19 protein-coding genes are annotated in these 22,788 nt (G+C 59.9%); 7 read left to right on the forward strand and 12 right to left on the reverse strand.

Features of this window, described 5'->3' with window-relative positions; genetic code table 11:
* Nucleotides 1–25: 25 nt before the first annotated feature.
* From K5R88_RS21305 to K5R88_RS21320, 4 genes are read left to right on the forward strand one after another with little or no spacing between them, the layout of a single operon-like run.
* Complete coding sequence (locus tag K5R88_RS21305) at nt 26–1,174, forward strand: ABC transporter permease (protein ID WP_032828683.1); 1,149 nt, start codon at nt 26–28, stop codon at nt 1,172–1,174.
* Nucleotides 1,171–1,974 carry an ABC transporter ATP-binding protein gene (locus K5R88_RS21310; RefSeq protein WP_008044731.1) on the forward strand — a complete coding sequence of 268 codons (804 nt, stop codon included), beginning with the start codon at nt 1,171–1,173 and terminating at the stop codon, nt 1,972–1,974. The genes K5R88_RS21305 and K5R88_RS21310 overlap by 4 nt, the downstream gene beginning before the upstream one ends.
* A gap of 1 nt (nt 1,975) precedes the next feature.
* Nucleotides 1,976–2,914 carry an MlaD family protein gene (locus K5R88_RS21315; protein ID WP_226298310.1) on the forward strand — a complete coding sequence of 313 codons (939 nt, stop codon included), beginning with the start codon at nt 1,976–1,978 and terminating at the stop codon, nt 2,912–2,914.
* Nucleotides 2,911–3,537 carry an ABC-type transport auxiliary lipoprotein family protein gene (locus tag K5R88_RS21320; protein WP_223450119.1) on the forward strand — a complete coding sequence of 209 codons (627 nt, stop codon included), beginning with the start codon at nt 2,911–2,913 and terminating at the stop codon, nt 3,535–3,537. Before K5R88_RS21315 ends, K5R88_RS21320 begins: the two co-directional genes overlap by 4 nt.
* 129 nt (nt 3,538–3,666) lie before the next feature.
* Here K5R88_RS21320 and K5R88_RS21325 read toward each other — a convergent pair whose 3' ends face one another.
* From K5R88_RS21325 to K5R88_RS21340, 4 genes are all read right to left on the reverse strand, one after another.
* The gene (locus K5R88_RS21325) at nt 3,667–4,896 is read right to left on the reverse strand and encodes a nucleoside recognition domain-containing protein (protein WP_008027633.1); all 1,230 of its coding nucleotides are present in this window, start codon (nt 4,894–4,896) and stop codon (nt 3,667–3,669) included.
* Between the two features lie 223 nt (nt 4,897–5,119).
* Nucleotides 5,120–6,451, reverse strand: a complete 1,332-nt coding sequence (gene gltP, locus K5R88_RS21330; RefSeq protein WP_008044718.1) for a glutamate/aspartate:proton symporter GltP — start codon at nt 6,449–6,451, stop codon at nt 5,120–5,122.
* An 833-nt stretch (nt 6,452–7,284) separates the two neighbouring features.
* Nucleotides 7,285–7,449: a DUF1328 domain-containing protein gene (locus K5R88_RS21335; RefSeq protein ID WP_003177151.1), complete on the reverse strand. Its 165-nt coding sequence runs from the start codon at nt 7,447–7,449 to the stop codon at nt 7,285–7,287.
* A gap of 81 nt (nt 7,450–7,530) precedes the next feature.
* A complete protein-coding gene (locus K5R88_RS21340) occupies nt 7,531–7,818 on the reverse strand; it encodes a hypothetical protein (protein WP_008044713.1) in 288 nt (95 codons plus the stop codon).
* Nucleotides 7,819–8,255: 437 nt separating this feature from the next.
* On the opposite strand from K5R88_RS21340, the gene algB reads away from it, so the two are divergent.
* A complete protein-coding gene (algB, locus tag K5R88_RS21345; protein ID WP_008044712.1) occupies nt 8,256–9,602 on the forward strand; it encodes a sigma-54-dependent response regulator transcription factor AlgB in 1,347 nt (448 codons plus the stop codon).
* A gap of 10 nt (nt 9,603–9,612) precedes the next feature.
* Nucleotides 9,613–11,403 (forward strand): ATP-binding protein, encoded by a 1,791-nt coding sequence (locus tag K5R88_RS21350; protein WP_226298311.1) that lies wholly within the window; start codon nt 9,613–9,615, stop codon nt 11,401–11,403.
* A 7-nt stretch (nt 11,404–11,410) separates the two neighbouring features.
* Here K5R88_RS21350 and K5R88_RS21355 read toward each other — a convergent pair whose 3' ends face one another.
* The 7 genes from K5R88_RS21355 to K5R88_RS21385 all read right to left on the reverse strand — a co-directional run bounded on the left by K5R88_RS21355 (nt 11,411) and on the right by K5R88_RS21385 (nt 18,746).
* Nucleotides 11,411–13,024: an EAL domain-containing protein gene (locus K5R88_RS21355; RefSeq protein WP_008044710.1), complete on the reverse strand. Its 1,614-nt coding sequence runs from the start codon at nt 13,022–13,024 to the stop codon at nt 11,411–11,413.
* Between the two features lie 76 nt (nt 13,025–13,100).
* Nucleotides 13,101–13,883: an N-acetylmuramoyl-L-alanine amidase gene (locus K5R88_RS21360; RefSeq protein ID WP_226298312.1), complete on the reverse strand. Its 783-nt coding sequence runs from the start codon at nt 13,881–13,883 to the stop codon at nt 13,101–13,103.
* Nucleotides 13,884–13,985: 102 nt separating this feature from the next.
* Complete coding sequence (locus K5R88_RS21365; RefSeq protein ID WP_226298313.1) at nt 13,986–16,049, reverse strand: GGDEF domain-containing protein; 2,064 nt, start codon at nt 16,047–16,049, stop codon at nt 13,986–13,988.
* Entirely contained in the window at nt 16,046–16,924 is an 879-nt protein-coding gene (locus K5R88_RS21370; RefSeq protein WP_008027651.1) for an endonuclease/exonuclease/phosphatase family protein, read from the reverse strand. The genes K5R88_RS21365 and K5R88_RS21370 overlap by 4 nt, the downstream gene beginning before the upstream one ends.
* Nucleotides 16,925–16,938: 14 nt before the next feature.
* Nucleotides 16,939–17,580, reverse strand: a complete 642-nt coding sequence (locus tag K5R88_RS21375) for a thiol:disulfide interchange protein DsbA/DsbL (RefSeq protein ID WP_223413966.1) — start codon at nt 17,578–17,580, stop codon at nt 16,939–16,941.
* Between the two features lie 199 nt (nt 17,581–17,779).
* Nucleotides 17,780–18,409, reverse strand: a complete 630-nt coding sequence (locus tag K5R88_RS21380) for a c-type cytochrome (protein WP_008044706.1) — start codon at nt 18,407–18,409, stop codon at nt 17,780–17,782.
* A gap of 46 nt (nt 18,410–18,455) precedes the next feature.
* A complete protein-coding gene (locus tag K5R88_RS21385; protein WP_008027657.1) occupies nt 18,456–18,746 on the reverse strand; it encodes a c-type cytochrome in 291 nt (96 codons plus the stop codon).
* Between the two features lie 191 nt (nt 18,747–18,937).
* Here K5R88_RS21385 and yihA point away from each other — a divergent pair, with 191 nt between their 5' ends.
* Nucleotides 18,938–19,582 (forward strand): ribosome biogenesis GTP-binding protein YihA/YsxC, encoded by a 645-nt coding sequence (gene yihA, locus K5R88_RS21390; protein ID WP_008044703.1) that lies wholly within the window; start codon nt 18,938–18,940, stop codon nt 19,580–19,582.
* Nucleotides 19,583–19,950: 368 nt separating this feature from the next.
* On the opposite strand, the gene polA is transcribed toward yihA, so the two are convergent.
* Entirely contained in the window at nt 19,951–22,722 is a 2,772-nt protein-coding gene (gene polA / locus K5R88_RS21395) for a DNA polymerase I (protein ID WP_226298314.1), read from the reverse strand.
* Nucleotides 22,723–22,788 lie beyond the last annotated feature (66 nt).

The raw sequence follows: 22,788 nt of genomic DNA on the forward strand, positions 1-22,788 counted from the left end.
TAACAGCCGAACAAGCACGGAGCTTATGACCAGCAGCACAATGGCCGGCAATGCCCAACTGGACGCCGCTCACTCCCCCGCTCAGTTGCGGGTGACGGGTGACTGGACGCTTGCCCATTACGCCGAACTCAAGGACCTGAGCGAAAAGCTTCGCGGCCAATACGACGACAAAACCCACATCGACCTCAATGGCCTCGGCGCGCTCGATACCGCCGGCGCATCGCTGCTGGTGGAATTGCTCGGTTCGGACCGTCTCGGCAAATCCGCTGAACATCCTGATTGCACCTTGTCTGTCGCCGATCGTGCGTTGTTGCAGACCGTTTATTGCTCGATGACCGACTTCTGCGTACCGATCAAGGAAGCGGAAATCAGCGTCGGCATTCAGTTGCTGACCCGTATCGGCCGCGCAGTGGATGCCGTCTGGCAGGACACCCTGCAACTGCTGGGCTTCGTCGGTCTGATTCTGGAAACCATCGCCCGTGGGCTGTTCCGCCCGAAGCGCTGGCGCATCACGCCTATGGTCGCGCACATCGAACAGACCGGCCTCGACGCTGCCCCCATCGTTGCCCTGCTGACCTTCCTGGTGGGTGCGGTGGTGGCGTTTCTCGGCGCAACGGTGCTGGCGAGTTTCGGTGCGAGCATCTTCACCGTGGACCTGGTGGCGTTCTCCTTCCTCCGTGAATTCGGCGTGTTGCTGACCGCGATCCTGATGGCCGGGCGCACCGCCAGTGCGTTTACCGCGCAGATCGGCTCGATGAAAGCCAACGAAGAAATCGACGCCATCCGCACCTTGGGTCTCGACCCGATGGAGTTGCTGGTGGTGCCACGCGTGCTGGCGTTGCTGGTGGCGCTGCCGATGTTGACCTTTGTGGCGATGCTGTCGGGGATTGTCGGCGGTGGCGTGGTCTGCGCCGTGGCGCTGGATATCTCGCCGGCGATGTTTTTATCGCTGCTGCAAACCGACATTGGTGTGCAGCACTTTCTGGTCGGCATCGTCAAAGCGCCGATCTTCGCCTTCCTGATCGCCGCCATCGGTTGCCTTGAAGGCTTCAAGGTCAGCGGCAGCGCCGAGTCCGTCGGGGCGCACACCACGTCGAGCGTGGTGCAGTCGATTTTCGTGGTGATCGTGCTCGACGCTGTGGCCGCGCTGTTTTTCATGGAGATGGGCTGGTGAGTCGTCTACCCCGAGCGCCCTCCGAGGCGGTGATTGAGGTCCGTGGGCTGTGCAATCGCTTCGGTCGTCAGAGCGTGCACGAGAACCTCGACCTGGATTTGTACAAGGGCGAAATCCTTGCGGTGGTCGGCGGTTCCGGCAGTGGCAAGTCGGTGCTGTTGCGCAGCATTGTCGGCCTGCGCCAGCCCAGCGAAGGCGTGGTGAAAGTGTTTGGTAAAAACCTGCCGACCCTGTCCGAACACGAGCGCTCGATGGTCGAACGGCGCTTCGGTGTGCTGTTTCAGAAAGGCGCGCTGTTCTCTTCGCTGACCGTGACCGAGAACGTCGCCCTGCCCCTGATCGAACACGCGGGCCTGAGCCGCAACGATGCCGAACACCTGGCGGCGGTGAAACTGGCGTTGGCCGGGTTGCCGCTGTCGGCGGCGGACAAGTACCCCGCTTCGCTGTCCGGCGGCATGATCAAGCGCGCGGCACTGGCCCGGGCGCTGGCGCTGGACCCGGACATCCTGTTCCTCGACGAGCCCACCGCCGGCCTCGATCCGATTGGCGCGGCAGCCTTCGATCAATTGATCCTGACCCTGCGCGACGCGTTGGGGTTGAGCGTGTTTCTGGTGACCCACGACCTCGACACGCTCTACACCATCACCGACCGCGTGGCGGTGCTGGCGCAGAAGAAAGTGCTGGTGGCGGACGCCATCGACAAGGTGTCGGAAACCGACGACGCGTGGATTCACGAATACTTCCATGGCCCTCGCGGCCGCGCGGCGCTGTCAGCCGCTCAACAGCTTAACGAGGTCTGACATGGAAACCCGAGCCCATCACATATTGATCGGCCTGTTCACTGTGATTGTGGTGGCAAGTGCCCTGCTCTTCGGCCTGTGGCTGGCCAAGTCCAGCGTCGACACCGAGTTCAAGGATTACGAGATCGTCTTCAACGAGGCGGTCAGCGGCCTGTCCAAGGGCAGCGCCGTGCAGTACAGCGGGATCAAGGTCGGCGATGTGGTGAGCTTGCGCCTGGACCCGAAAGACCCGCGTCGCGTGCTGGCGCGGATTCGCCTCGGCGGCGATACGCCGATCAAGGAAGACACCCAGGCCAAACTGGCGCTGACCGGGATCACCGGCACCTCGATCATCCAGCTCAGTGGCGGTACACCGCAGAGCCCGACGCTCAAGGGCCACGACGGCAACTTGCCGACGATTGTGGCCTCGCCCTCGCCCATCGCCCGTTTGCTCAATGACAGCAACGACTTGATGGCCGGCGTGAACGTGTTGATGCACAACGCCAATCAGATGTTCTCGTCGGAGAACGTCGAGCGCATCAGCAAGACCCTCGAACACCTGGAACAAACCACCGGCACCATCGCCGATCAGCGCGGTGACATCCGTCAGGCGATGCAGCAACTCTCTGCCATCGGTAAACAAGCGACGGCGACGCTGGAACAGACCGCCGCCCTGATGCGCAACGCCAACGGCCTGCTCAACGATCAGGGCAAGCAGATGTTCGGCAGCGCCGAGCAAGCCATGAAGTCGCTGGAACAAAGCAGCGCAACCATCAACAAATTGCTCACCAACAACCAGGATTCGCTCAACAGCGGCATGCAAGGCCTCAATGGCCTGGCCCCGGCTGTACGTGAGTTGCGCGACACCCTGACCTCGTTGCGCGCCATCTCCCAGCGCCTGGAAGCCAACCCGAGCGGTTACTTGCTGGGCAATGACAAGAACAAGGAGTTCACGCCATGAAGCTGACTCACATCGCCCTCCTCGGCGTTTTTACGCTGACCGGCGCCTGCTCGATCCTGCCCAAGTCCGAACCGTCCGACGTCTATCGGTTGCCCTCGGTCCAGGGCAGCGTTTCGGGCAGTTATGGCACGGCGCAACGCTGGTCACTGCGCCTCACCAAACCGCAGGCCAGCGAGGCGTTGAACAGTCCGCAAATCGCCGTGATACCGCAAGGCGACCTGATCAGCAGCTACAAGGCTTCACGCTGGAGCGATCCGGCGCCGGTGCTGCTGCGCAATCGTCTGCTCGATGGTTTCCAGCGCGATGGCCGGGTGCCGTTGTTGAGCACCGATGACAGCAATTTCCAGGCGGATCTGGAGTTGGGCGGGAGTTTGCAAGCGTTCCAGACTGAATACCAAGGCACCGCGGCGAGTGTCGTTGTGCGTCTGGATGCGTTGCTGGTGCGTGGTTATGACCAGCGCATTCTCGCCAGCCGCCGCTTCGAAGTGCGCCAGCCGCTGAGCGATGTGAAGGTGCCGGCGGTGGTGGCCGGGTTTGGCCTGGCGAGCGATCAGCTGACGGCGCAGGTGGTGGATTGGGCGGTTGAACAAGGACAGAAAGTCGCGCCGCCACCGCGACCGTGAACCGACGCAATCCCCCCTGTAGGAGCGAGCCTGCTCGCGATGGACGTCAACGATGACGCGGGCATTCTGGAAGAGCGCGGTGCTCCTGCCACCATCGCGAGCAGGCTCACTCCCACAAGGGGTTTGTGGTTAGCCGAAGAACCAGTAGCAGACGCCAATGGCGCCGAGCACCCCGGCCAGCTCCGCCAGCAACGCACACCCCACTGCATGCCGTGCCCGCTGAATCCCCACCGCGCCGAAGTACACGGCCAGCACATAGAACGTCGTCTCGGTACTGCCCTGAATCGTCGCCGCTACCAAGGCAGGGAAGCTGTCTACCCCGGACGTCTTCATGGTTTCGATCAGCATCGCCCGCGCGGCGCTGCCGGAGAACGGTTTGACCATCGCCGTCGGCAGCGCGTCGACGAAACGCGTGTCCCAACCGGCCCATTCCACCAGGTGCCGAATACCGTCGAGGCCGAAATCCAGCGCCCCGGACGCCCGTAATACACCGACGGCACAGAGCATCGCCACCAGATACGGCAGCAGATTCTTCGCCACGTCGAAGCCTTCTTTCGCACCTTCGACGAAGGCCTCGTAGACCTTCACTTTGCGCAGCGCGCCGATCACCAGGAACAGCATGATTATCCCGAAGAGCGTCAGATTGCCGAGGATCGACGACAAACTGGCTAGCGCGGTGGCCGAGAGCGTTGCCAGCAACGCCATGAAACTACCAAGGATCAGGGCGCCGGGAATCATATAGGCCAGCACCACCGGGTCCCAGACGCGCAGGCGTTGCATGAACGCGACAGCCAGGAAGCCGACGATGGTCGAGCAACTGGTGGCCAGCAGGATCGGCAGGAACACCAGCGTCGGATCCGGCGCGCCTTGCTGAGCGCGGTACATGAAGATCGTCACCGGCAACAGGGTCAGGGAGGAGGCGTTGAGCACCAGGAACAGGATCTGCGCGTTGCTGGCAATGGTGTCGCTGGGGTTGAGCTCTTGCAGCGCCTTCATGGCTTTAAGGCCGATCGGCGTAGCGGCGTTGTCCAGGCCCAGGCCGTTGGCGGCGAAGTTCAGGGTGATCAGGCCGATGGCGGGGTGACCGGCCGGCACTTCTGGCATCAGACGCAGAAACAACGGGCCCAGCGCTCTGGCCAGCCACTCGACGATCCCGGCCTTTTCGGCGATCCGCAGAAAACCCAGCCAGAGGGTGAGGGTGCCGAACAGCAGGACCATGACCTCGACCGACAACTTGGCCATGGCGAAAATGCTTTCCACCATCGCCGCGAAGATCCCGGCATTCCCGCCGATCAGCCACTGCGCCAGCGCCGACACGGCCGCCACAATGAAGAAGCCAAGCCAAAGGCCATTGAGCATCAGTAAATCCCCCGAAGAATGCGGCGAATGATAGCGGGGTAGCCAGAAACGACAAACCCCGGATTTCTCCGGGGTTCGTTTGTGCAATTGCGTCGTACACATAATGTACGTGCAACTGCGTCCTGTAGGAGCATGGCTTGCCAGCGAAGAACGATAACGCGGTTTAACTGAAATACCGCGGCGCCCTATTCGCGGGCAAGCCTCGCTCCTACAGGGATCTGCGTCAGTTGTTGGACACTTCGCCGACCGGCAGCTTTTCCTTGCTGCGCCAGTGCGGCAGGGAGTTCCAGTAGCGCTGGCCCTTGGCGTCGTCGTACATGCCTTCCCAACGGGCGATGACCAACACGGCCAGGGCGTTGCCGATCACGTTCAGCGCGGTACGCGCCATGTCCATGATGCGGTCGACACCGGCGATGAACGCCAGGCCTTCCAGCGGGATACCCACGCTGCCCAAGGTTGCCAGCAGCACCACGAAGGACACGCCCGGAACGCCGGCGATGCCTTTGGAGGTGACCATCAGGGTCAGTACCAGCAGCAATTGCTGGCTGATCGACAGGTCGATGCCGTAGAGCTGGGCAATGAAGATTGCCGCGATGCTTTGATACAAGGTCGAACCGTCAAGGTTGAACGAGTAACCGGTCGGCACCACGAAGCTGCAGATGGCCTTCGGCGCGCCGTAGGCTTCCATCTTCTCGATCACGCGCGGCAGCACGGTTTCGGAGGAGGCGGTGGAGTAGGCCAGCACCAGCTCATCCTTGAAGATGCGCATCAGCTTGATCACCGAGAAACCGAACAGGCGAGCGATCAGGCCCAGCACCACGAAGGCGAAGAAGGCGATGGCGACGTAAACCAGGATTACCAGTTTGGCCAGCGGCAGCAGGGACGCGAAGCCGAAGTTGGCCACGGTCACCGCGATCAGTGCGAATACGCCGATCGGGGCGTAGTTCATGATCATGTGGGTGACCTTGAACATGCTTTCCGACACGCCCTGGAACATCGTCACCAGCGGGTCGCGCAACTCGGGCTTGAGGCTCGACAAACCGAGACCGAACAGCACCGAGAAGAAGATGATCGGCAGCATTTCGCCGCGGGCCATGGCCGCGAAGATGTTGGATGGGATCAGGTTGAGGATGGTTTCGATGAACGCGTGTTCATGCTGTACCTCGGCGGCGGTCGCCTGGTACTTGGAAATATCCACGGTACCCAGGGTGCTCATGTCGATGCCGGCACCCGGGTGGAACAGGTTGGCGAGCAGCAGGCCAACGACGATGGCGATGGTGGTGACGACTTCGAAGTAGATGATCGTCTTGAGGCCGATGCTGCCGAGTTTCTTCGCGTCACCGACGCCCGCAATACCGACGATCAACGACGAGATCACGATCGGGATCACGATCATCTTGATCAGACGGATAAAGATATCGCCTGCTGGTTGCAGAACGTTGCTGATCCACCAAGCCTTTTCGGCACTGAAATGGTTGAGCAGCGCACCGATTGCAATCCCCAATACCAGACCGATTAGGATCTGCCAGGCGAGGCTAAGCTTTGCCTTCTTCATATCTTTACCCTTACTTGCGTTTGACTCAGGCAGATGCGGGAACTGGAACGCTTTTGGCGAAAAAGTCTTGTGCATCTGCCCCCGTATAAGGTGCCCCGGAGCGAGTATTTATGGCTCTCTGGCAGGCGAAAAAAGGCGCAACTATTCCGATGCAAGGATGCGACGTCTAATGCCGTAAACGCCTACCCTATGCCGAATCGGCATGAGGTTTTTTCACTGAAAGCGACGTCGCAAACGGTTCGAATATGACATTTCGGCAGGCATATGTGCCGTGAACCGGCCATCTCCGGGCAGGCTGGGTGTTTTTTGATCAGTAGTGCGGGAGGGGGATTTCAGAAAAATCCGACAATCAGAGGTGAGAAATCGCTGCAAAATAAGGCGGTTTTTTCTCGATGTACGGTCACGAAAGAAACACCGGGAAAAGTATTTTCCGGTGAATAGTCGTGCGAATGAGAGGTTGGAACAGCGAAACCGGATGGATCGCTCTATTTCAAAGCGTTGCGCGCAAGCTCTTCGCAAGCCCGTCGAGCCATTGAGGGAAGACGAGCTTGCGTCGCAGCTTTTTCCTGACCCGGCCCTTTCGCAGGTACTCCCTGTACCCGTAGGTCACTCCGCCCCTGAAACAGGCAGAACGTCCCGACCCCTTGGTCATGCGTCTACCTTCCTCAGGTAGCGCATTGGAGAGAAGCAATGTTGCTTCTTTCGTGTGACAAATTCGGTACCAGCCCGGATCTTTCTTCAGTTGTTTTCTTCGCCGTGCCTGGCCGCCATCGCGATGGCACTGCCGCCCGGGAGCAGGGCGGCTGCCAACGTTTTGGGTGAAACGCTCATCTTCAACCTCGACCGCGACGGCCAAAGAAGAACGAAGCAATGAACATCACCAGGAACACGACAAAGAGAATCTTGGCGATACCCGTGGCGGTGCCCGCGATACCACCGAAGCCCAGTACTGCAGCGATGATGGCAATGATCAAGAATGTGATTGCCCAGCTCAACATGGTGATTCTCCTTACGCTTCTATTTAGAGAGGCTACTTGTGGTGCGTTTCCCGGCGCCGCGAGCGCGCCAAGTTCGTGTGTCTAGAATACCCAACGCTCCTGACGTGTCAGCTCGTCCGCAGGCTGAGCCTGGTCGACATCCATCATTCGCGTCGGGGCGCTGTCAGCGAAGCTGCTGCTGACGGCGCTGAAGTGGGTTTGGGTCGGATGCTGAATCGACACGCGTGGCGCTTCTTGCTGCTGGCTCTGCTCCCAACGCTGAAACTGCTGGCCGCCGATCAAGGTGATCAAAAGCGCCAGAACAGCAAACAGGCCTTGCTGGATATGCAGTGGCGAGATACGCAATTGGGCGGCACGTTGGCGATTCATCCTGAAGCTCCTCCCACTCTGTAGTGATCTTGTTATGGGCCTCGTTTCTGAATGCCCTGGTTAATCAGGTTGTTGCAGCCTGCATGCCAGCTTTTAACGACGATAAATACCAATAAAATCATATAGTTATGAATTTCATGAAAATCATGCCGGACGCATCCTGCACGATGGCTCTTCCACAGTCGTGCGTAATGCACGATGGATTTGTAGGAACTTTCATTTTTTTTGAATTGCGGGGAGGGCGCGGATGTCACAAGGAAAGATGGGGAATCAACTGAAAACCGGCTATCTGATAAAAAAACAACAAAATCAGGTGATTAGCCGTAGGGTGAGGGGCGAGCTACCCTGCTGTAGCCGGAATCGACCAGAATCAACCATGCAACTTGCCCGATTATTCCGGGACTAAACCAAGATCATTCTTTAAGGAGCGTAGGAAAATGGAATCAGCCACTGAGCATCAAGGCCGCATTCTGCTGGTGGACGACGAATCCGCCATCCTGCGAACGTTCCGATACTGCCTCGAAGATGAAGGCTACAGCGTCGCCACCGCCACCAGCGCGGCGCAGGCCGATGCGCTGCTGCAACGCCAGGTGTTCGACCTGTGCTTCCTCGATTTGCGCCTCGGCGAGGACAATGGCCTCGACGTGTTGGCGCAGATGCGCATTCAGGCGCCGTGGATGCGCGTGGTGATTGTCACCGCACACTCGGCTGTGGACACCGCGGTGGATGCCATTCAGGCCGGCGCAGCGGATTATCTGGTCAAGCCGTGCAGCCCCGATCAATTGCGCCTTGCCACCGCCAAGCAACTGGAAGTGCGGCAACTGTCGGCCCGTCTGGAGGCGCTGGAAGGTGAAGTGCGCAAACCCAAGGACGGTCTGGATTCCCACAGCCCGGCGATGAAAGTGGTGCTTGAAACCGCCCGCCAGGTGGCCAGCACGGATGCCAACATCCTGATCCTCGGCGAGTCCGGTACCGGCAAGGGTGAACTGTCCCAGGCCATTCACGGCTGGAGCAAGCGTGCGAAAAAATCCTGCGTCACCATCAACTGCCCATCGCTGACCGCCGAACTGATGGAAAGCGAGTTGTTTGGTCACAGCCGTGGCGCGTTCACCGGCGCCAGTGAGAGCACGCTCGGGCGAGTGAACCAGGCTGACGGCGGAACGCTGTTTCTCGACGAGATCGGCGATTTTCCCCTGACGTTGCAGCCTAAATTACTGCGTTTCATCCAGGACAAAGAATATGAACGCGTCGGCGATCCGGTCACCCGCCGTGCCGATGTGCGCATCCTCGCGGCCACCAACCTCAATCTTGAAGACATGGTCCGCGACGGTCGTTTCCGTGAAGATTTGCTCTATCGCCTGAACGTCATCACCTTGCACCTGCCACCGCTGCGCGAACGGCGGGAAGATATTCTGAACCTGGCTGAGCGTTTTCTGGCCCGGTTCGTCAAGGAATACGCACGTCCCGCGCGGGTTTTCAGTGAAGAAGCCCGTGAAGCGCTGCTCAGCTATCGCTGGCCCGGGAACATCCGCGAGCTGCGCAACGTGGTCGAGCGGGCGAGCATTATTTGTCCACAGGAGCGGGTTGAAATCAGCCACTTGGGCATGGCCGAAACCCCGGTCAACAATGCGCCACGCATCGGCGCTGCGCTGAGCCTGGATGAACTGGAGAAGGCCCACATCGGTGCGGTCCTCGCCACCGCCGACACCCTGGATCAGGCCGCCAAGACGCTCGGCATCGACGCTTCGACGCTCTACCGCAAACGCAAGCAGTACAACTTGTGAGCCCTGCGCGATGAAACTGGCGATGAAGTTGCGTACTCGGCTTTTTCTGAGTATTTCCGCCTTGATCACCGTGGCGCTGCTGGGGCTTTTGCTCGGTCTGGTCAGCGTGATGCAGATGGCGGGAACCCAGGAAGCGCTGATTCGCAACAATTTCGTCACCCTGGATCTGGGCCTGAAGATGCGCCAGACCCTGGGCGATCAACTGATCCTCATGCTGGGCGAAAAATCGGATCCAGCGGCGTTTGAAACATCCAGGCTGCATTATCTTCAGTTGGTGGATGAAGGCATCACCCATGAGCAGAATCAAGAGAGCGGCCAACACGGTTTCAGGCAGGCCAAGGACGATTACCTGCGGTTTCTTCAGGCGCTGGACCAGGCACACGATCCGTCCCATGTACTGAGTGGCAACGAAGACCTCGCCGAAAAACTCAACGTATTGCGCAACGGGCTGATTACCGAGCAAAAGCGAGCGCTGGATACCATCAATGAAACGCAACGTCAGGCGCGGGAACGAGCGCTGCTGATTGCCGGCCTGCTCGGTCTGGTCGGGCTGGCGGTGCTGATCATCGGTTTCGTCACCGCTCATGCGATCGCACGTCGTTTCGGCGAACCGATCGAGGCCTTGGCCCAGGCCGCCGACAACATCGGCCAAGGCAATTTCGAGGTAACCCTGCCGATTTCCTCGGCAGTGGAAATGAATCTGCTGACCAAGCGTTTCGGGATCATGGCCGAGGCTCTGCGTCAGCATCAGGCCACTAATATCGACGAATTGCTCGCCGGCCAGCAGCGTTTGCAGGCGGTGCTCGATAGCATTGATGACGGGCTGCTGATGATCGACCGCGACGGCCATCTGGAACACCTCAACCCGGTGGCGCAGCGCCAGTTGGGTTGGGACACCGATCGTCTTGGTCAGGGGCTGGGTGCCGCGCTCGAACGCCCCGAGCTGGATCAACAGCTGCAACTGGTGCTGCGTGGCGGCACGTTGGAGCGGGCGCCGGAGGACCTGAGTATCCAGGTCGATGGCGAGTCGCGGTTGCTCACGTACAGCCTGACACCGGTCAGTCATACTCAGGCCCAGATTCTGGGCGCGGTCATGGTGTTGCATGACGTCACCGAGCAGCGTGCTTTCGAGCGAGTGCGCAGCGAGTTCGTGTTGCGTGCGTCTCATGAGCTGCGAACGCCGGTCACCGGGATGCACATGGCATTCGGCCTGTTTCGGGAGCGCACGCACTTTGCGCAGGACTCGCGAGAAGCGGACCTGCTGGACACCGTCAATGAAGAGATGCAGCGTTTGATGCAACTGATCAACGACTTGCTGAACTTCTCCCGCTACCAGAACGGTCTGCAGAAACTCTCGCTGGCGCCGTGTTCCATCGAGGAGCTGCTTGAGCGGGCCCGGTCGCGGTTCGCTGATACAGCGCAAGAGAAGGGCATCAACCTGCTGGTAGAGGTGCAAGGTCCGTTACCGTGGTTGCAGGCCGATCAACCGCAACTGGACCGTGTGCTCGACAACCTGATCGACAACGCCTTGCGCCATACCGGCCCTGACGGCCAGATACGCTTGCAGGCACGACGTCATGGGGAGCGGGTGATCATCAGCGTCGAGGACAATGGCGAGGGCATCGCCTACGGCCAGCAGGGGCGGATCTTCGAGCCTTTTGTGCAGGTCGGGCGCAAGAAGGGTGGCGCGGGGCTCGGCCTGGCGTTGTGCAAGGAAATCGTGCAGTTGCACGGTGGGCGGATGGGGGTTTATTCGCGGCCGGGGCAGGGCACGCAGTTCTACATGGCGTTGGCGGTTTAACGCGCGTTTACGCTTCGTCATCCAGGCGTCGGCCGGCCAGTCGCCGACCCCGGGTAATCAGCTCGATGAACTGTACGGCGCTCAATGCATGGGCGAACAACCAGCCCTGACCGAACTTCACCCCTTCGCTGCTCAAAAATGCGGCTTGGGCTTCATGTTCGATCCCTTCGGCAATCACCTTCAAGTGAAGCGACTGGGCCATGTGAATGATATGCGGCGCCACGCCACTGCTGGCGGCGTCATGCCCCAGCGCATCGATGAACGCCTTGTCGATTTTCAGGCAGTCCACCGGCAGGGTTTGCAGATAGGCGAGGCTGCAATAGCCGGTGCCAAAGTCATCGATCAATACCTGATGCCCGACATCGCGCAAGGCCTGCAAATTTTCCCGGGCCACCACCACGTCAATCAATCCCCGCTCGGTCACCTCAAAGGCAATCTGCTTGGCCGCGACCCGGTGCAAGGTCAGCAGGCGCGCCATCACCTGACCGATTCGCGGCACCATGACATCGCACGCTGCGAGGTTGACCGAGATGTACAGTTGCGGATTGGCCCGCAACAACTGCCCCAACTGCTCCAGCAGGCGTTGCAGGACGAAGTCGGTCATCTGCCGGATCTGCCCGGTGTTCTCCGCCATCGGAATGAACAGGTCGGGGCTGGTCAGGGTGCCATCCGGCCGGCGCCAGCGCAGCAAGGCTTCGGCTCCGACGCAGTTGCGGCTGTCGAGGTCGAAGATCGGTTGATACAACACCTGCAACTCGCCACGTCGTATCGCACCGGTCAATTCGGCGTCCAGCGATTGCCGCTGACGCACCAGCAGAAACACCATGAAACCCACCAGTATTCCCAATGCCAGGCTGGCCGGCACCAGCCACCACCAGGCGGTGGGCACATTCACGGCGGTGCGCGGGGTGATCAGCACCAATTGGTATTCGGGGCTTTTGGTCGGCATGAGGTAAATCAAGCGAGTCGGGGTGACTTGCAAGGCTTCGCTGCTTTTCGGTGGCCAAGGCACGGTCGGTGGCCAGGCTTGCGGGGAGCCCAGCACCGGAATCGCGCGGGTGCCGTTGTCGAGTATCACCAAAAGACTGCTGCCCGGCGACAGGTCGACCATGTCGGTCAAATGTCCGCGAGAGGTTGCGACCCGGAAGTTGCCCCGTCCGAGCATGAGTGCGGCGCGGTTTTCATCAGGTTCGGTGGTGGTGTTCAGCCAATAACTGTAAGTGGGGTCTTGAATGTCCGGTGCTCGTGTCAGCGACAGTCCTTCCTGGCTCGGTCGGTTGGAGCAGATCTTCGAGGCATCCATATACGCGGCCTCGTAAACGAAGCGGTAATTGAAGGTGACCTGCTGCAAAGTGGCGATCATGTCTTTGTCGCAGGTTCGCAGCGGTTGGGCCTCCAGATCATCAAGGCCTTCGCGCAGTTGCCCGAACAACTGCTCCAGGCGCGAAAGGAATCGCTCACCTTGCGCGTTCATTTCCAGACTTTCGTTCTGCTCGATCTGATGAATGGCCACGAACAGGCTGAGCGCCAATAGCAACACGCTGCTCAGGGCGGCCGCCAGCATCGCCAAAAACCACGGGCGATAGAACCAGCTACGAAGCGTCTCTCGAGCAGCAGGCATATGGGAATATCCGAAGAATTACCAATGAGTTATAGCTGCTGATTGAGAAAAAGCCCGCACCGTCGGGCGGGCGTCATTATTTTGTCTGATTCAACACCTGGAGAAGTGCAGCTGTCTGCGCATCCGGCATGCCGTCGAAGCGCGACGGCCGGAAATGCATTTGAAAGGCGCCGATCACGTGACGCGTTGCCACATCCAGCTCGCCGGTTTGCGGCGTGGCGTAACCGAGGCGGGCCAACTGTGCCTGAAACCAGCTGACGCTCGGCAGTTTCGAGTCGAACTGCACTTGTTGCCGCGCCACGGCCTGCTCGTCTGGCCAAACACCAAGGCCTTCGGCGGCCAGGCGCTTCCAGGGGAAAAGCGGCCCCGGGTCCAGCTTGCGGAATGGCGCGATGTCGCTATGGCCGATAATGCTGTGGGGGCTGATGGCGTGACGTTTGCTGATGTCTTTTAGCAAGACGATCAAGGACTGGACCTGAGCTTCGCTGTAGGGATACCAGTAACGCCCTCCGGTCGGGAGTTCCTTGAATCCTGGGTTGACGATTTCAATGCCGATGGAGCTGGAATTCAACCAGGTCCGACCCTGCCACTCACTCTCTCCGGCGTGCCATGCCCGTTGGTTCTCGTCCATCAACTTATAGATAGTGGCGTTTGTGTCGTCGCCGATCAGGTAATGGCTGCTGACTTCGCCGTGGGTCAGCAGTTGCAACGAACGCTCCAGCGATGCCGAGGTGTAATGCACCACCACGAATTGAACGCGGCTGTCGTGATTGGCCGAAGGATGGCTGGTGTCGAACCGAGGTCCGCTGGCACAGCCGGCCAACAGGATCAGCGACACGAAGAGGGTGAGAAATTTCATGGTAGAGGCAGTACGCGCAAGACAGTAATGCAACAGTGTAACGTACTGCCTTGCGCGAGAATGGTCGGCGCGAGCTTTTAAACAAAATGGAACAATTGGCTGTCAGCCCAGTTCCACTCGGTTACGCCCGGCATGTTTGGCGCGATACAGCGCCTGATCGGCTCTTTTAAGCACCAGATCGCTGTGTTCGCCGGGTTTGAACGCTGTCAGTCCCATGGAAATGGTGATGGTCACCGGCTCGCTTTTGAAATGGAACGGGCAGGCTTCGACCGCCGCTCGCAAGCTTTCCAACAGTTTTGCGCCGACGGCCGGCACGGTACCGGGCATTAACAGGACAAATTCTTCTCCGCCAAAACGTGCAATGAAATCTGTCCCGCGCAGGCGCTTGCGCAACACCGTGGCGATGATTTTCAGCACTTTGTCGCCCGCCAGATGACCATAGTTATCGTTGATGCGTTTGAAATGGTCGAGGTCGAGCATGGCCAGCAGAAGGGTGTTGCCGTGCTGCTGCCACTGATGGATTTCGTGGTCGAGCCGCTCGCTCCAGGCCGCCCGGTTCGGCAGCCCGGTCAGCGGGTCGATCAAGGCTTTCTGGCGCTGCTCTTCAAGATGTTCGCGATAACCCTGGGCTTCCTGCTCCATGTGCGCCACCCGTTCGGCCAGGCCTTTCAGGCGGGCGGCCACTTCCTGTTCGCGTTCGTCGCGCTGCTTCTGGTGTTGGTCCATGGTGCCCAACAGGCCTTCGAGGTGGTTCTCCAGCACATGCTTGAGGTCGTCCAGGTCAGCGGCTTCCTGCATGCTGCTCTGCAAGCCGTCGACTTGTTCGCGGATCTGCGTGTCCATTTGCCGTGCCGCAGATTGGTTGTCGGCATGGCCATCGCTGGCGGCTTGCAAGTTGCTCTGGAACGACTCGAGGCGTTCGTTGAGTTGCTGCAAATAAACTTCGAACTCGTGCTGTCCGCTGTTGTTGATCGCCAGCATCAACGTTGCGAGATCGTCGAGGATCGGCAGCAGTTCGTACCAGTTCAAGCCGTTTTGCAGGCGATCACGCATCGCTTCGGCTTGTGGGCGGTGACGTTCGGGTAGCGACAGGTCGTCGAGCAGGCCCAGTAGCGTGTCTTCGATGTGCTTGGCCACTGAGCTGTAGGACGGCTCGGGCGAGTCCGGAAGGGCGTAGAGAATATCGTGTTCAGGTTGTTCCGGATCGATGGCGGCCAGCGCCTGGGTCACGGGCGAGGGCAGGGGCAAGCTGTCGAGAAGCACCACCGGGGTGAGTTCGTCGGGATTGCCAGGCGGTTGAGCCTCGACAACCGGTGTCATCGCGGCGGGTGCGGGTTGTTCCGGTTGTTGAGCCTGCGGCTGGGCCGGTGTTTCCACTTCGGGCGCTGGCTGAGGCTCAACAACTGGCGGGACAAACGTCACGACGGCAGGCGGCGGGGCGTCTGTCGGCGTTTCGATCACTGGCGGCTCGGGTGCGGCCGCGTGCGTGTCAGGCGCGGTTACTGGTGGCTCAGCGGCGACTGGTGCGGATTCGACGGCGACTCGCGGCGTCTCGGCAGGCAAAGCAGCAATGGCTTCTACAGGCGCTGGAGCGGATGCCTGGACCTGCGAAGCCGCAGCTTCCGGAGTGGCTTCATCCGCTTCACGACTGCCGAACAGTCGTTGCAGCAAGCCCGGACGACCGGGTTCTGTCGGGGTCTCCAGCTGATTCAAGGCTTTGCCTTGCAGGCCACTCAGTTCGCTGAGCAGCAACGGGATCTCGCGCGCCTGGCTGACGCGTCCGTCCAGGGTTTTGGCAAAGTTCTTGAGTGGCCGGCTCACTTCCCGGGGCAACGGCAACGTTTGCAGTTGCGTTACCAGCGAGGTCAGCGCGGCACTGGTCTGATTGACTCGGGTTTCGCGACGCTGTTCGGAGTCGAGTACGGCTTTTTCCAGTCGCGGAAGCAGCGCCGCCAGGCCCGCATCCATGTCATTGGTGCGGATGACCTCGCGCATTTCCTTCATGCACTGGTCAACAGCGCGGTCAGTGCCCTCGGCCGCCAGCGTACTGCGCACCAACCCGCGCCGCAGCAAGTCGAGCCGGGCGTCCCAGCGACGCTCGAGTTTTTCCTGTTGTTCGATGCTTTTGAGGTATTTCTCTTTCCAGCGCTGTGCTTCGTCGCTCATTCAGGGGTTCCGCGAGGGGCAGGACTCAACGCGGGGAATGCATCGGCCGTGAGCGAACCCGGCAGACGAATTTCTACCGCGACCGGCAGGTGATCGGAAATGGGTTGAGCCAGCACTTCGACCTTTTCCAGCGTCAGGGTCGGGCTCAGCAGAATGTGGTCCAGGCAGCGCTGCGGGCGCCAGCTGGGGAAGGTCGCTTCCAGTTGCGGTGCCAGCAGGCCGAGGTCGCGCAACGGGGAGTTTTGCAGCAGATCACTGGCATGAGTGTTCATGTCACCCATCAGCACCTGGTGTTTATAGCCGCCAATCAACTCGCGGATGTAAGCCAGTTGCATGCTGCGGGTGCGTGCGCCCAGCGCCAGATGCATCATGACCACCACCAGCGATTCCGGACCTTCGCCGAAGCGCACCAGGATAGCCCCGCGACCCTTGGGCCCCGGCAGCGGGTGATCTTCAATCGCCCACGGGCGCAGGCGGCTGAGCACGCCATTGCTGTGCTGGCCGAGACGACCGAGGTTGCGATTGAGTTGTTGATACCAGTAGGGGAAGGCGCCGAGTTGCGCCAGGTGTTCCACTTGATTGACGTAGCCGGATCGCAGGCTGCCGCCATCGGCTTCCTGCAGTGCAACCAGATCGAAGTCGCCCAGCAGATTGCCGATCTTTTGCAGATTGTCGGCACGCCCGGTGTGCGGCAACAGGTGTTGCCAGCCCCGGGTCAGGTAGTGCCGATACCGCTCGGTACTGATACCGACCTGGATATTGAAGCTGAGCAAGCGCAGACGACTGTCTGCGGGCAGGCCCGTCGATTCCAGGTGATGCTCGTTGACCTGCGGATCATGCAGGCCAACGACGCGTTCAGTACCCCAGCGGCGCATGGCAGGCCTCGCGCTTAGTGGGCAACAGCCTTGATAGTCGCTCGCTCTTTGTCGACCAGTTTGTCGGCCAGTTGCAGCGCTTGCTCGGCACCGCCGGCAGAGCCCACGTCAAAGCGATACTTGCCGTTGACGATCATGGTTGGGACACCGGAGATTTCATATTTCTTGGCCAGTTCTTTGGCCTTGACGATCTGGCCTTTAATGGCGAAGGAGTCGAAGGTCGCCAGGAACTTGTCCTTGTCTACGCCTTGAGTCGCCAGGAAGTCGGCCATGTCGTCTTTATCGGTCAGCTTTTTGTGTTCTTTCTGAATCGCGTTGAACACTGCAGCGTGAACCTTGCTCTCGACGCCCATGGCTTCCAGGGTCAGGAACATCTGGCCGTGTGCATCCCACGGGCCGCCGAACATTGCAGGAATACGCACGAAATTCACGTCGGACGGCAGCTTCTCGACCCAGGGATTGATCACTGGCTCGAACGCGTAGCAATGCGGGCAGCCGTACCAGAACAGCTCCACCACTTCGATCTTGCCAGGCACTGCAACCGGAACCGGGTTGCTCAGTTCGACATAAGGGGCGGCGGGGGCTTCGGCGGCTTGGGCAGTCATGCCGAACAGGCTGGCAGCGACGAGTGCGGCGCTGATGATCAGATTACGCATGCTTTACTCCTGGACAATTTGGGTCGCCTCGCGCGACCTGTTTTCAGACAGGTCATGGCGGGCTTGAGTTCTGTAGTGTAACGGCAGCAGGCACAAAAAAGGGCGGCCTGAGCCACCCTTTTTATACTTGCTGCGACGGATTAATAGAGCGTTAACGTTGCAGGAGATGTACATCCCGCGCGGCGCCCGCTTCGCCGTCTTAGTGCAGGCCTTGAATGTAGCTGGACACCGCTGCGATGTCTTCGTCGCTCAGCTTTTTGGCAATGGTCTGCATGGTTTTGGTGTCGCCGTCGTTGTTGCGACCGCCTTCTTCCTTGCGGAAATCGGTCAGTTGCTTGGCGACGTATTGAGCGTGCTGGCCACCCAGGTGCGGGAAACCGGCGGCGGCATTGCCCGCGCCATTTGGCGAGTGGCAACCGGTGCAGGATGGAAGGCCCTTGGCCAGGTCGCCACCACGGAACAGTGCTTCACCGCGAGCCACGACTTTCGGGTCGGCGGCGCCAACGCTGCCTTTCTGACTGGCGAAGTAGGCGGAAATATCAGCCAGGTCCTGATCGCTCAGGTTGGTCAGCAGGCCGGTCATTTCCAGAACGGTGCGCTTGCCCGACTTGATGTCGTGCAATTGCTTGGTCAGGTAGCGTTCACCTTGCCCCGCCAGTTTTGGAAAGTTTGGCGCCATGCTGTTGCCATCCGGGCCGTGGCAGGCGCCACATACGGCGGCTTTGGCCTGACCGGCTTTTGCATCACCCGGTTGTACTGCCTCACCTGCAGCATGGGCCATGCCGGAGATGCCCACGGTCAACAGCAGACTCACGATCAATTTGTTCATCAGCTAATCCAACTACGGCTAAGGGTTAAAGAGTTATGGACCGGGATCACTCGCTCATCCACTGGATGATGACTTGGTAATCCTCGGCACTGCAGTCCATGCACAAACCACGCGGCGGCATCGCCTTGAAACCCTGGGTCACGTGTTGCACCAGCGTCTCCATACCTTTCGCCAACCTCGGCGTCCAAGCTTCCTGATCGCCCTTTTTGGGCGCCATGGGTAGTTGGCCGGAATGACAGGCACCACAAACACGGTTGTACACAGCTTCCGGATCCTGTGTAGCCTGAGCGCTGTAAAGCGGTATCAAGACACCGGCAGCTAGCAGCCATTTCGTCATAAAACGACCTTTTCAGGGTTGAGAGCGTTCTGCGTTCTAATGCGCAATCAAGGTCAATCGCTCTCGTGAACTTCATCCTACGCTGGGACAAAGCGCACACAAAATCTGCGGCATTATATACTGGCGTCACTGAAACGGAAACGACACCGCTTGCCGCGTCCATTCCCGGCGCCGCCCACATCGGAAATCCCATGCAACTCAAGAACCCCATCCTCGGCCTGTGCCAACAGTCCACCTTCATGCTCAGCGCTGCCAAAGTCGATCAATGTCCCGACGACGAAGGCTTCGAAGTGGCCTTCGCCGGGCGTTCCAACGCCGGTAAATCCAGCGCTTTGAACACCCTGACGCATGCCAGCCTGGCGCGGACCTCGAAAACTCCGGGTCGCACGCAACTCTTGAACTTCTTCAAGCTAGACGATGATCGGCGTCTGGTCGACCTGCCGGGGTACGGTTACGCGAAAGTACCTATCCCGTTGAAGCTGCACTGGCAGCGTCACCTGGAAGCTTATCTGGGTGGTCGCGAGAGTTTGAAAGGTCTGATTCTGATGATGGACATCCGTCATCCAATGACGGACTTCGACCTGTTGATGCTTGATTGGGCCGTGGCCAGCGGCATGCCGATGCACATTTTGCTGACCAAAGCGGACAAATTGACCTACGGCGCAGCGAAGAACGTCCTGCTCAAGGTGCAGTCGGATATCCGCAAAGGCTGGGGCGATGCGATCACCATTCAGCTGTTCTCGGCGCCAAAACGCCTCGGTCTGGAAGAGGCCTACACAGTACTGGCAGGCTGGATGGAGCTGGCGGACAAGGGCGCTGAACCCGTCGAGCAATAAATCGCAGGCAAAAAAAACCCCGGACTTCTTATGGGGAGGGGGAAGTTCCGGGGTTCAAGTTCCGGACCGCTAGGGCGGGGTCCAGATTATCTGCCAACACTTAACACAACATAGGAGCATCGAAGGGCTTCACCAGCCATTCAGTAACTCTGAGTGGCGCTTCACAGGTTTAGTTCCGGTGTTTCCAAAACCATTTGAAATAAGTCGGATCGCTATCAGAAATAAGCCCCTTCATCGCGACACTATGCCGCAGTGAAATACCCTGTAGGAGCGAGCCTGCTCGCGATGGTCGTTAACGATAACGCGTTCATCCTGAATCAACGCGTTGCTTGTCAGCACATCGCGAGCAGGCTCGCTCCTACAGTGGATCAGTGAGCCTCATCCCAGTTATTTCCCACACCCACCTCGACCAGAAGCGGTACATCCAGCTTCGCAGCGTCGCTCATGTGCACGCGAATTTCCTCGCGAACCTGATCGACCAGGTCTTCACGCACCTCAAGCACCAATTCATCGTGCACCTGCAGGATGACTTTGGCGTCGAGGCCTGACGACGTCAGCCAGTTATCCACAGCCACCATGGCTTTCTTGATGATGTCTGCCGCAGTGCCTTGCATCGGTGCGTTGATCGCGGTGCGTTCGGCGCCTTTGCGCAGGGCCGGGTTTTTCGCGTTGATTTCCGGCAGGTACAGACGACGACCGAAGATGGTCTCGACAAAACCTTGCTCGGCCGCCTGGGCGCGGGTGCGCTCCATGTATTCCAGGACGCCTGGGTAGCGGGCGAAATAGCGGTCGATGTACGCCTGGGACTGTTTGCGGTCCACGCCGATCTGCTTGGCCAGGCCAAACGCGCTCATGCCGTAGATCAAACCGAAGTTGATGGCTTTGGCGCTACGACGCTGATCAGTGGTGACCTCTGTCAGCTCGACGCCGAAAACCTCGGCGGCCGTGGCTTTGTGCACGTCCAGGTCATTGCGGAAGGCGTGCAGCAAACCTTCGTCCTTGGCCAGGTGAGCCATGATGCGCAGTTCGATTTGCGAGTAGTCGGCGGCCAGCAGCTTGTAGCCTTTGGGCGCCACGAACGCCTGACGGATCCGCCGACCTTCGGCGGTGCGGATCGGAATGTTCTGCAGGTTCGGATCGCTGGACGACAAGCGCCCGGTCGCCGCGACAGCCTGATGATAAGACGTGTGAATCCGCCCGGTGCGCGGGTTGATTTGCTCCGGCAGGCGGTCGGTGTAGGTGCTTTTCAGTTTGCTCATCGAGCGGTACTGCATCAGCACTTTGGGCAGCGGGTAATCCTGCTCGGCCAGTTCCGCCAGCACCGCTTCGGCAGTGGACGCCTGACCCTTGGCGGTTTTGCTGAGGATCGGCAAGCCGAGTTTTTCGTACAGGATCACGCCCAATTGCTTCGGCGAACCGAGGTTGAATTCCTCACCGGCAATGGCAAACGCCTCACGCTCCAGCGCGACCATCTTCTCGCCCAGCTCCACGCTCTGGATGCCCAGCAGGTTGGCGTCGACCAGCGCGCCCTGACGCTCGATCCGTGCGAGCACCGGCACCAGCGGCATTTCGATGTCGCTCAGGACTTTGCTCAGGCTCGGAATCGCGTTGAGCTTTTCCTGCAGGGTTTGATGCAGGCGCAGCGTTACGTCGGCGTCTTCGGCGGCGTACGGTCCCGCCAGTTCCAGGGAGATCTGGTCAAAGGTCAGCTGCTTGGCGCCTTTGCCGGCGATGTCCTGGAAGCTGGTGGTGGTGTGATTCAGGTACTTGAGCGCCAGGCTGTCCATGTCGTGGCGGGTCGCGGTCGAGTCCAGGACGTAGGATTCGAGCATGGTGTCGAAGGCGATGCCTTGCACGGTGATGCCGCAGCTCTGATCGCCACCGATGGCGCAGTTGGCCAGGATGTTCATGTCGAACTTGGCGTGCTGGCCGACCTTGAGTTTGTTCGGGTCTTCCAGAATCGGTTTCAGTGCGCGCAGCACGGTGTCGCGATCCAGCTGATCCGGTACGCCCATGTAGGAATGGGTCAGTGGAATGTAGGCCGCTTCGTTGGCCTGTACGGCGAACGACAGGCCGACCAGTTGCGCCTGCTGCGCATCGATGCCGGTGGTTTCGGTATCGAAGGCGATCAGCTTGGCGTCGTTGAGCTTCTTCAGCCACAGGTCAAAATCGGCCTGAGTGAGGATCGTGGTGTATTTGAGCTCGCTCTCGACGGCGGCTTCCTCAGCCACCGGTGCGGTGACTTCCTGGCCGGAGCGCTTGGCGTCGCGCTGGTTTTCTTCAAACCAGCTTTTGAACTCGAGCAGGGTGTAGAGCTCGGCGAGCTTGTCGTGATCCGGCTTGCCCATTTGCAGGTCATCAAGGCCGATGTCCAGCGGCACGTCGATCTTGATCGTCGCCAACTGATAGGAGAGGAAGGCCATCTCCTTGTGCTCTTCGAGCTTGGCCGGCAGGGTTTTCGCACCGCGAATCGGCAGGGTCGGGACGATGTCGAGCTGTGCATACAGTTCGGTCAGGCCGCCGTTTACGCCTACGAGCAGGCCGGAAGCCGTCTTCGGACCAATGCCTGGAACGCCCGGAATGTTGTCGGAAGAATCGCCCATCAGTGCCAGATAATCGATGATCTGCTCGGGAGCGACGCCGAATTTCTCCTTCACGCCCTCCACGTCCATGCTGCTACCGGTCATGGTGTTGACCAAGGTAATGTGGCCGTCGACCAGTTGCGCCATGTCCTTGTCGCCGGTGGAGATGATCACCGGGCGGTCGGCCGCCGCGCTGCTGCGGGCCAGGGTGCCGATCACGTCATCGGCCTCGACGCCTTCGACGCACAGCAGCGGGAAGCCCAGCGCGATCACGCTTTGGTGCAGCGGCTCGATCTGTACGCGCATGTCGTCGGGCATGCTCGGGCGATTGGCCTTGTATTCGGCGTACATGTCATCGCGAAACGTCCCACCCTTGGCGTCGAACACCACGGCGAACGGACTGTCCGGGTACTGCTTGCGCAGACTCTTGAGCATGTTCAGCACGCCTTTGACCGCTCCGGTCGGCAGACCTTTGGAAGTGGTCAGCGGCGGCAGGGCGTGAAAGGCGCGGTACAGGTAAGAAGAACCGTCCACCAGGACGAGGGGGGCTTGGCTCATGAGCAGGATCAACCTTTTCGGCGGGTCCGGCGCTAGAATAGCGGGACCGTTGACGACAAAGGGACA

The sequence above is a fragment of the Pseudomonas sp. MM213 genome (assembly GCF_020423045.1).
GTDB classification, from domain to species: Bacteria; Pseudomonadota; Gammaproteobacteria; order Pseudomonadales; family Pseudomonadaceae; genus Aquipseudomonas; species Aquipseudomonas migulae.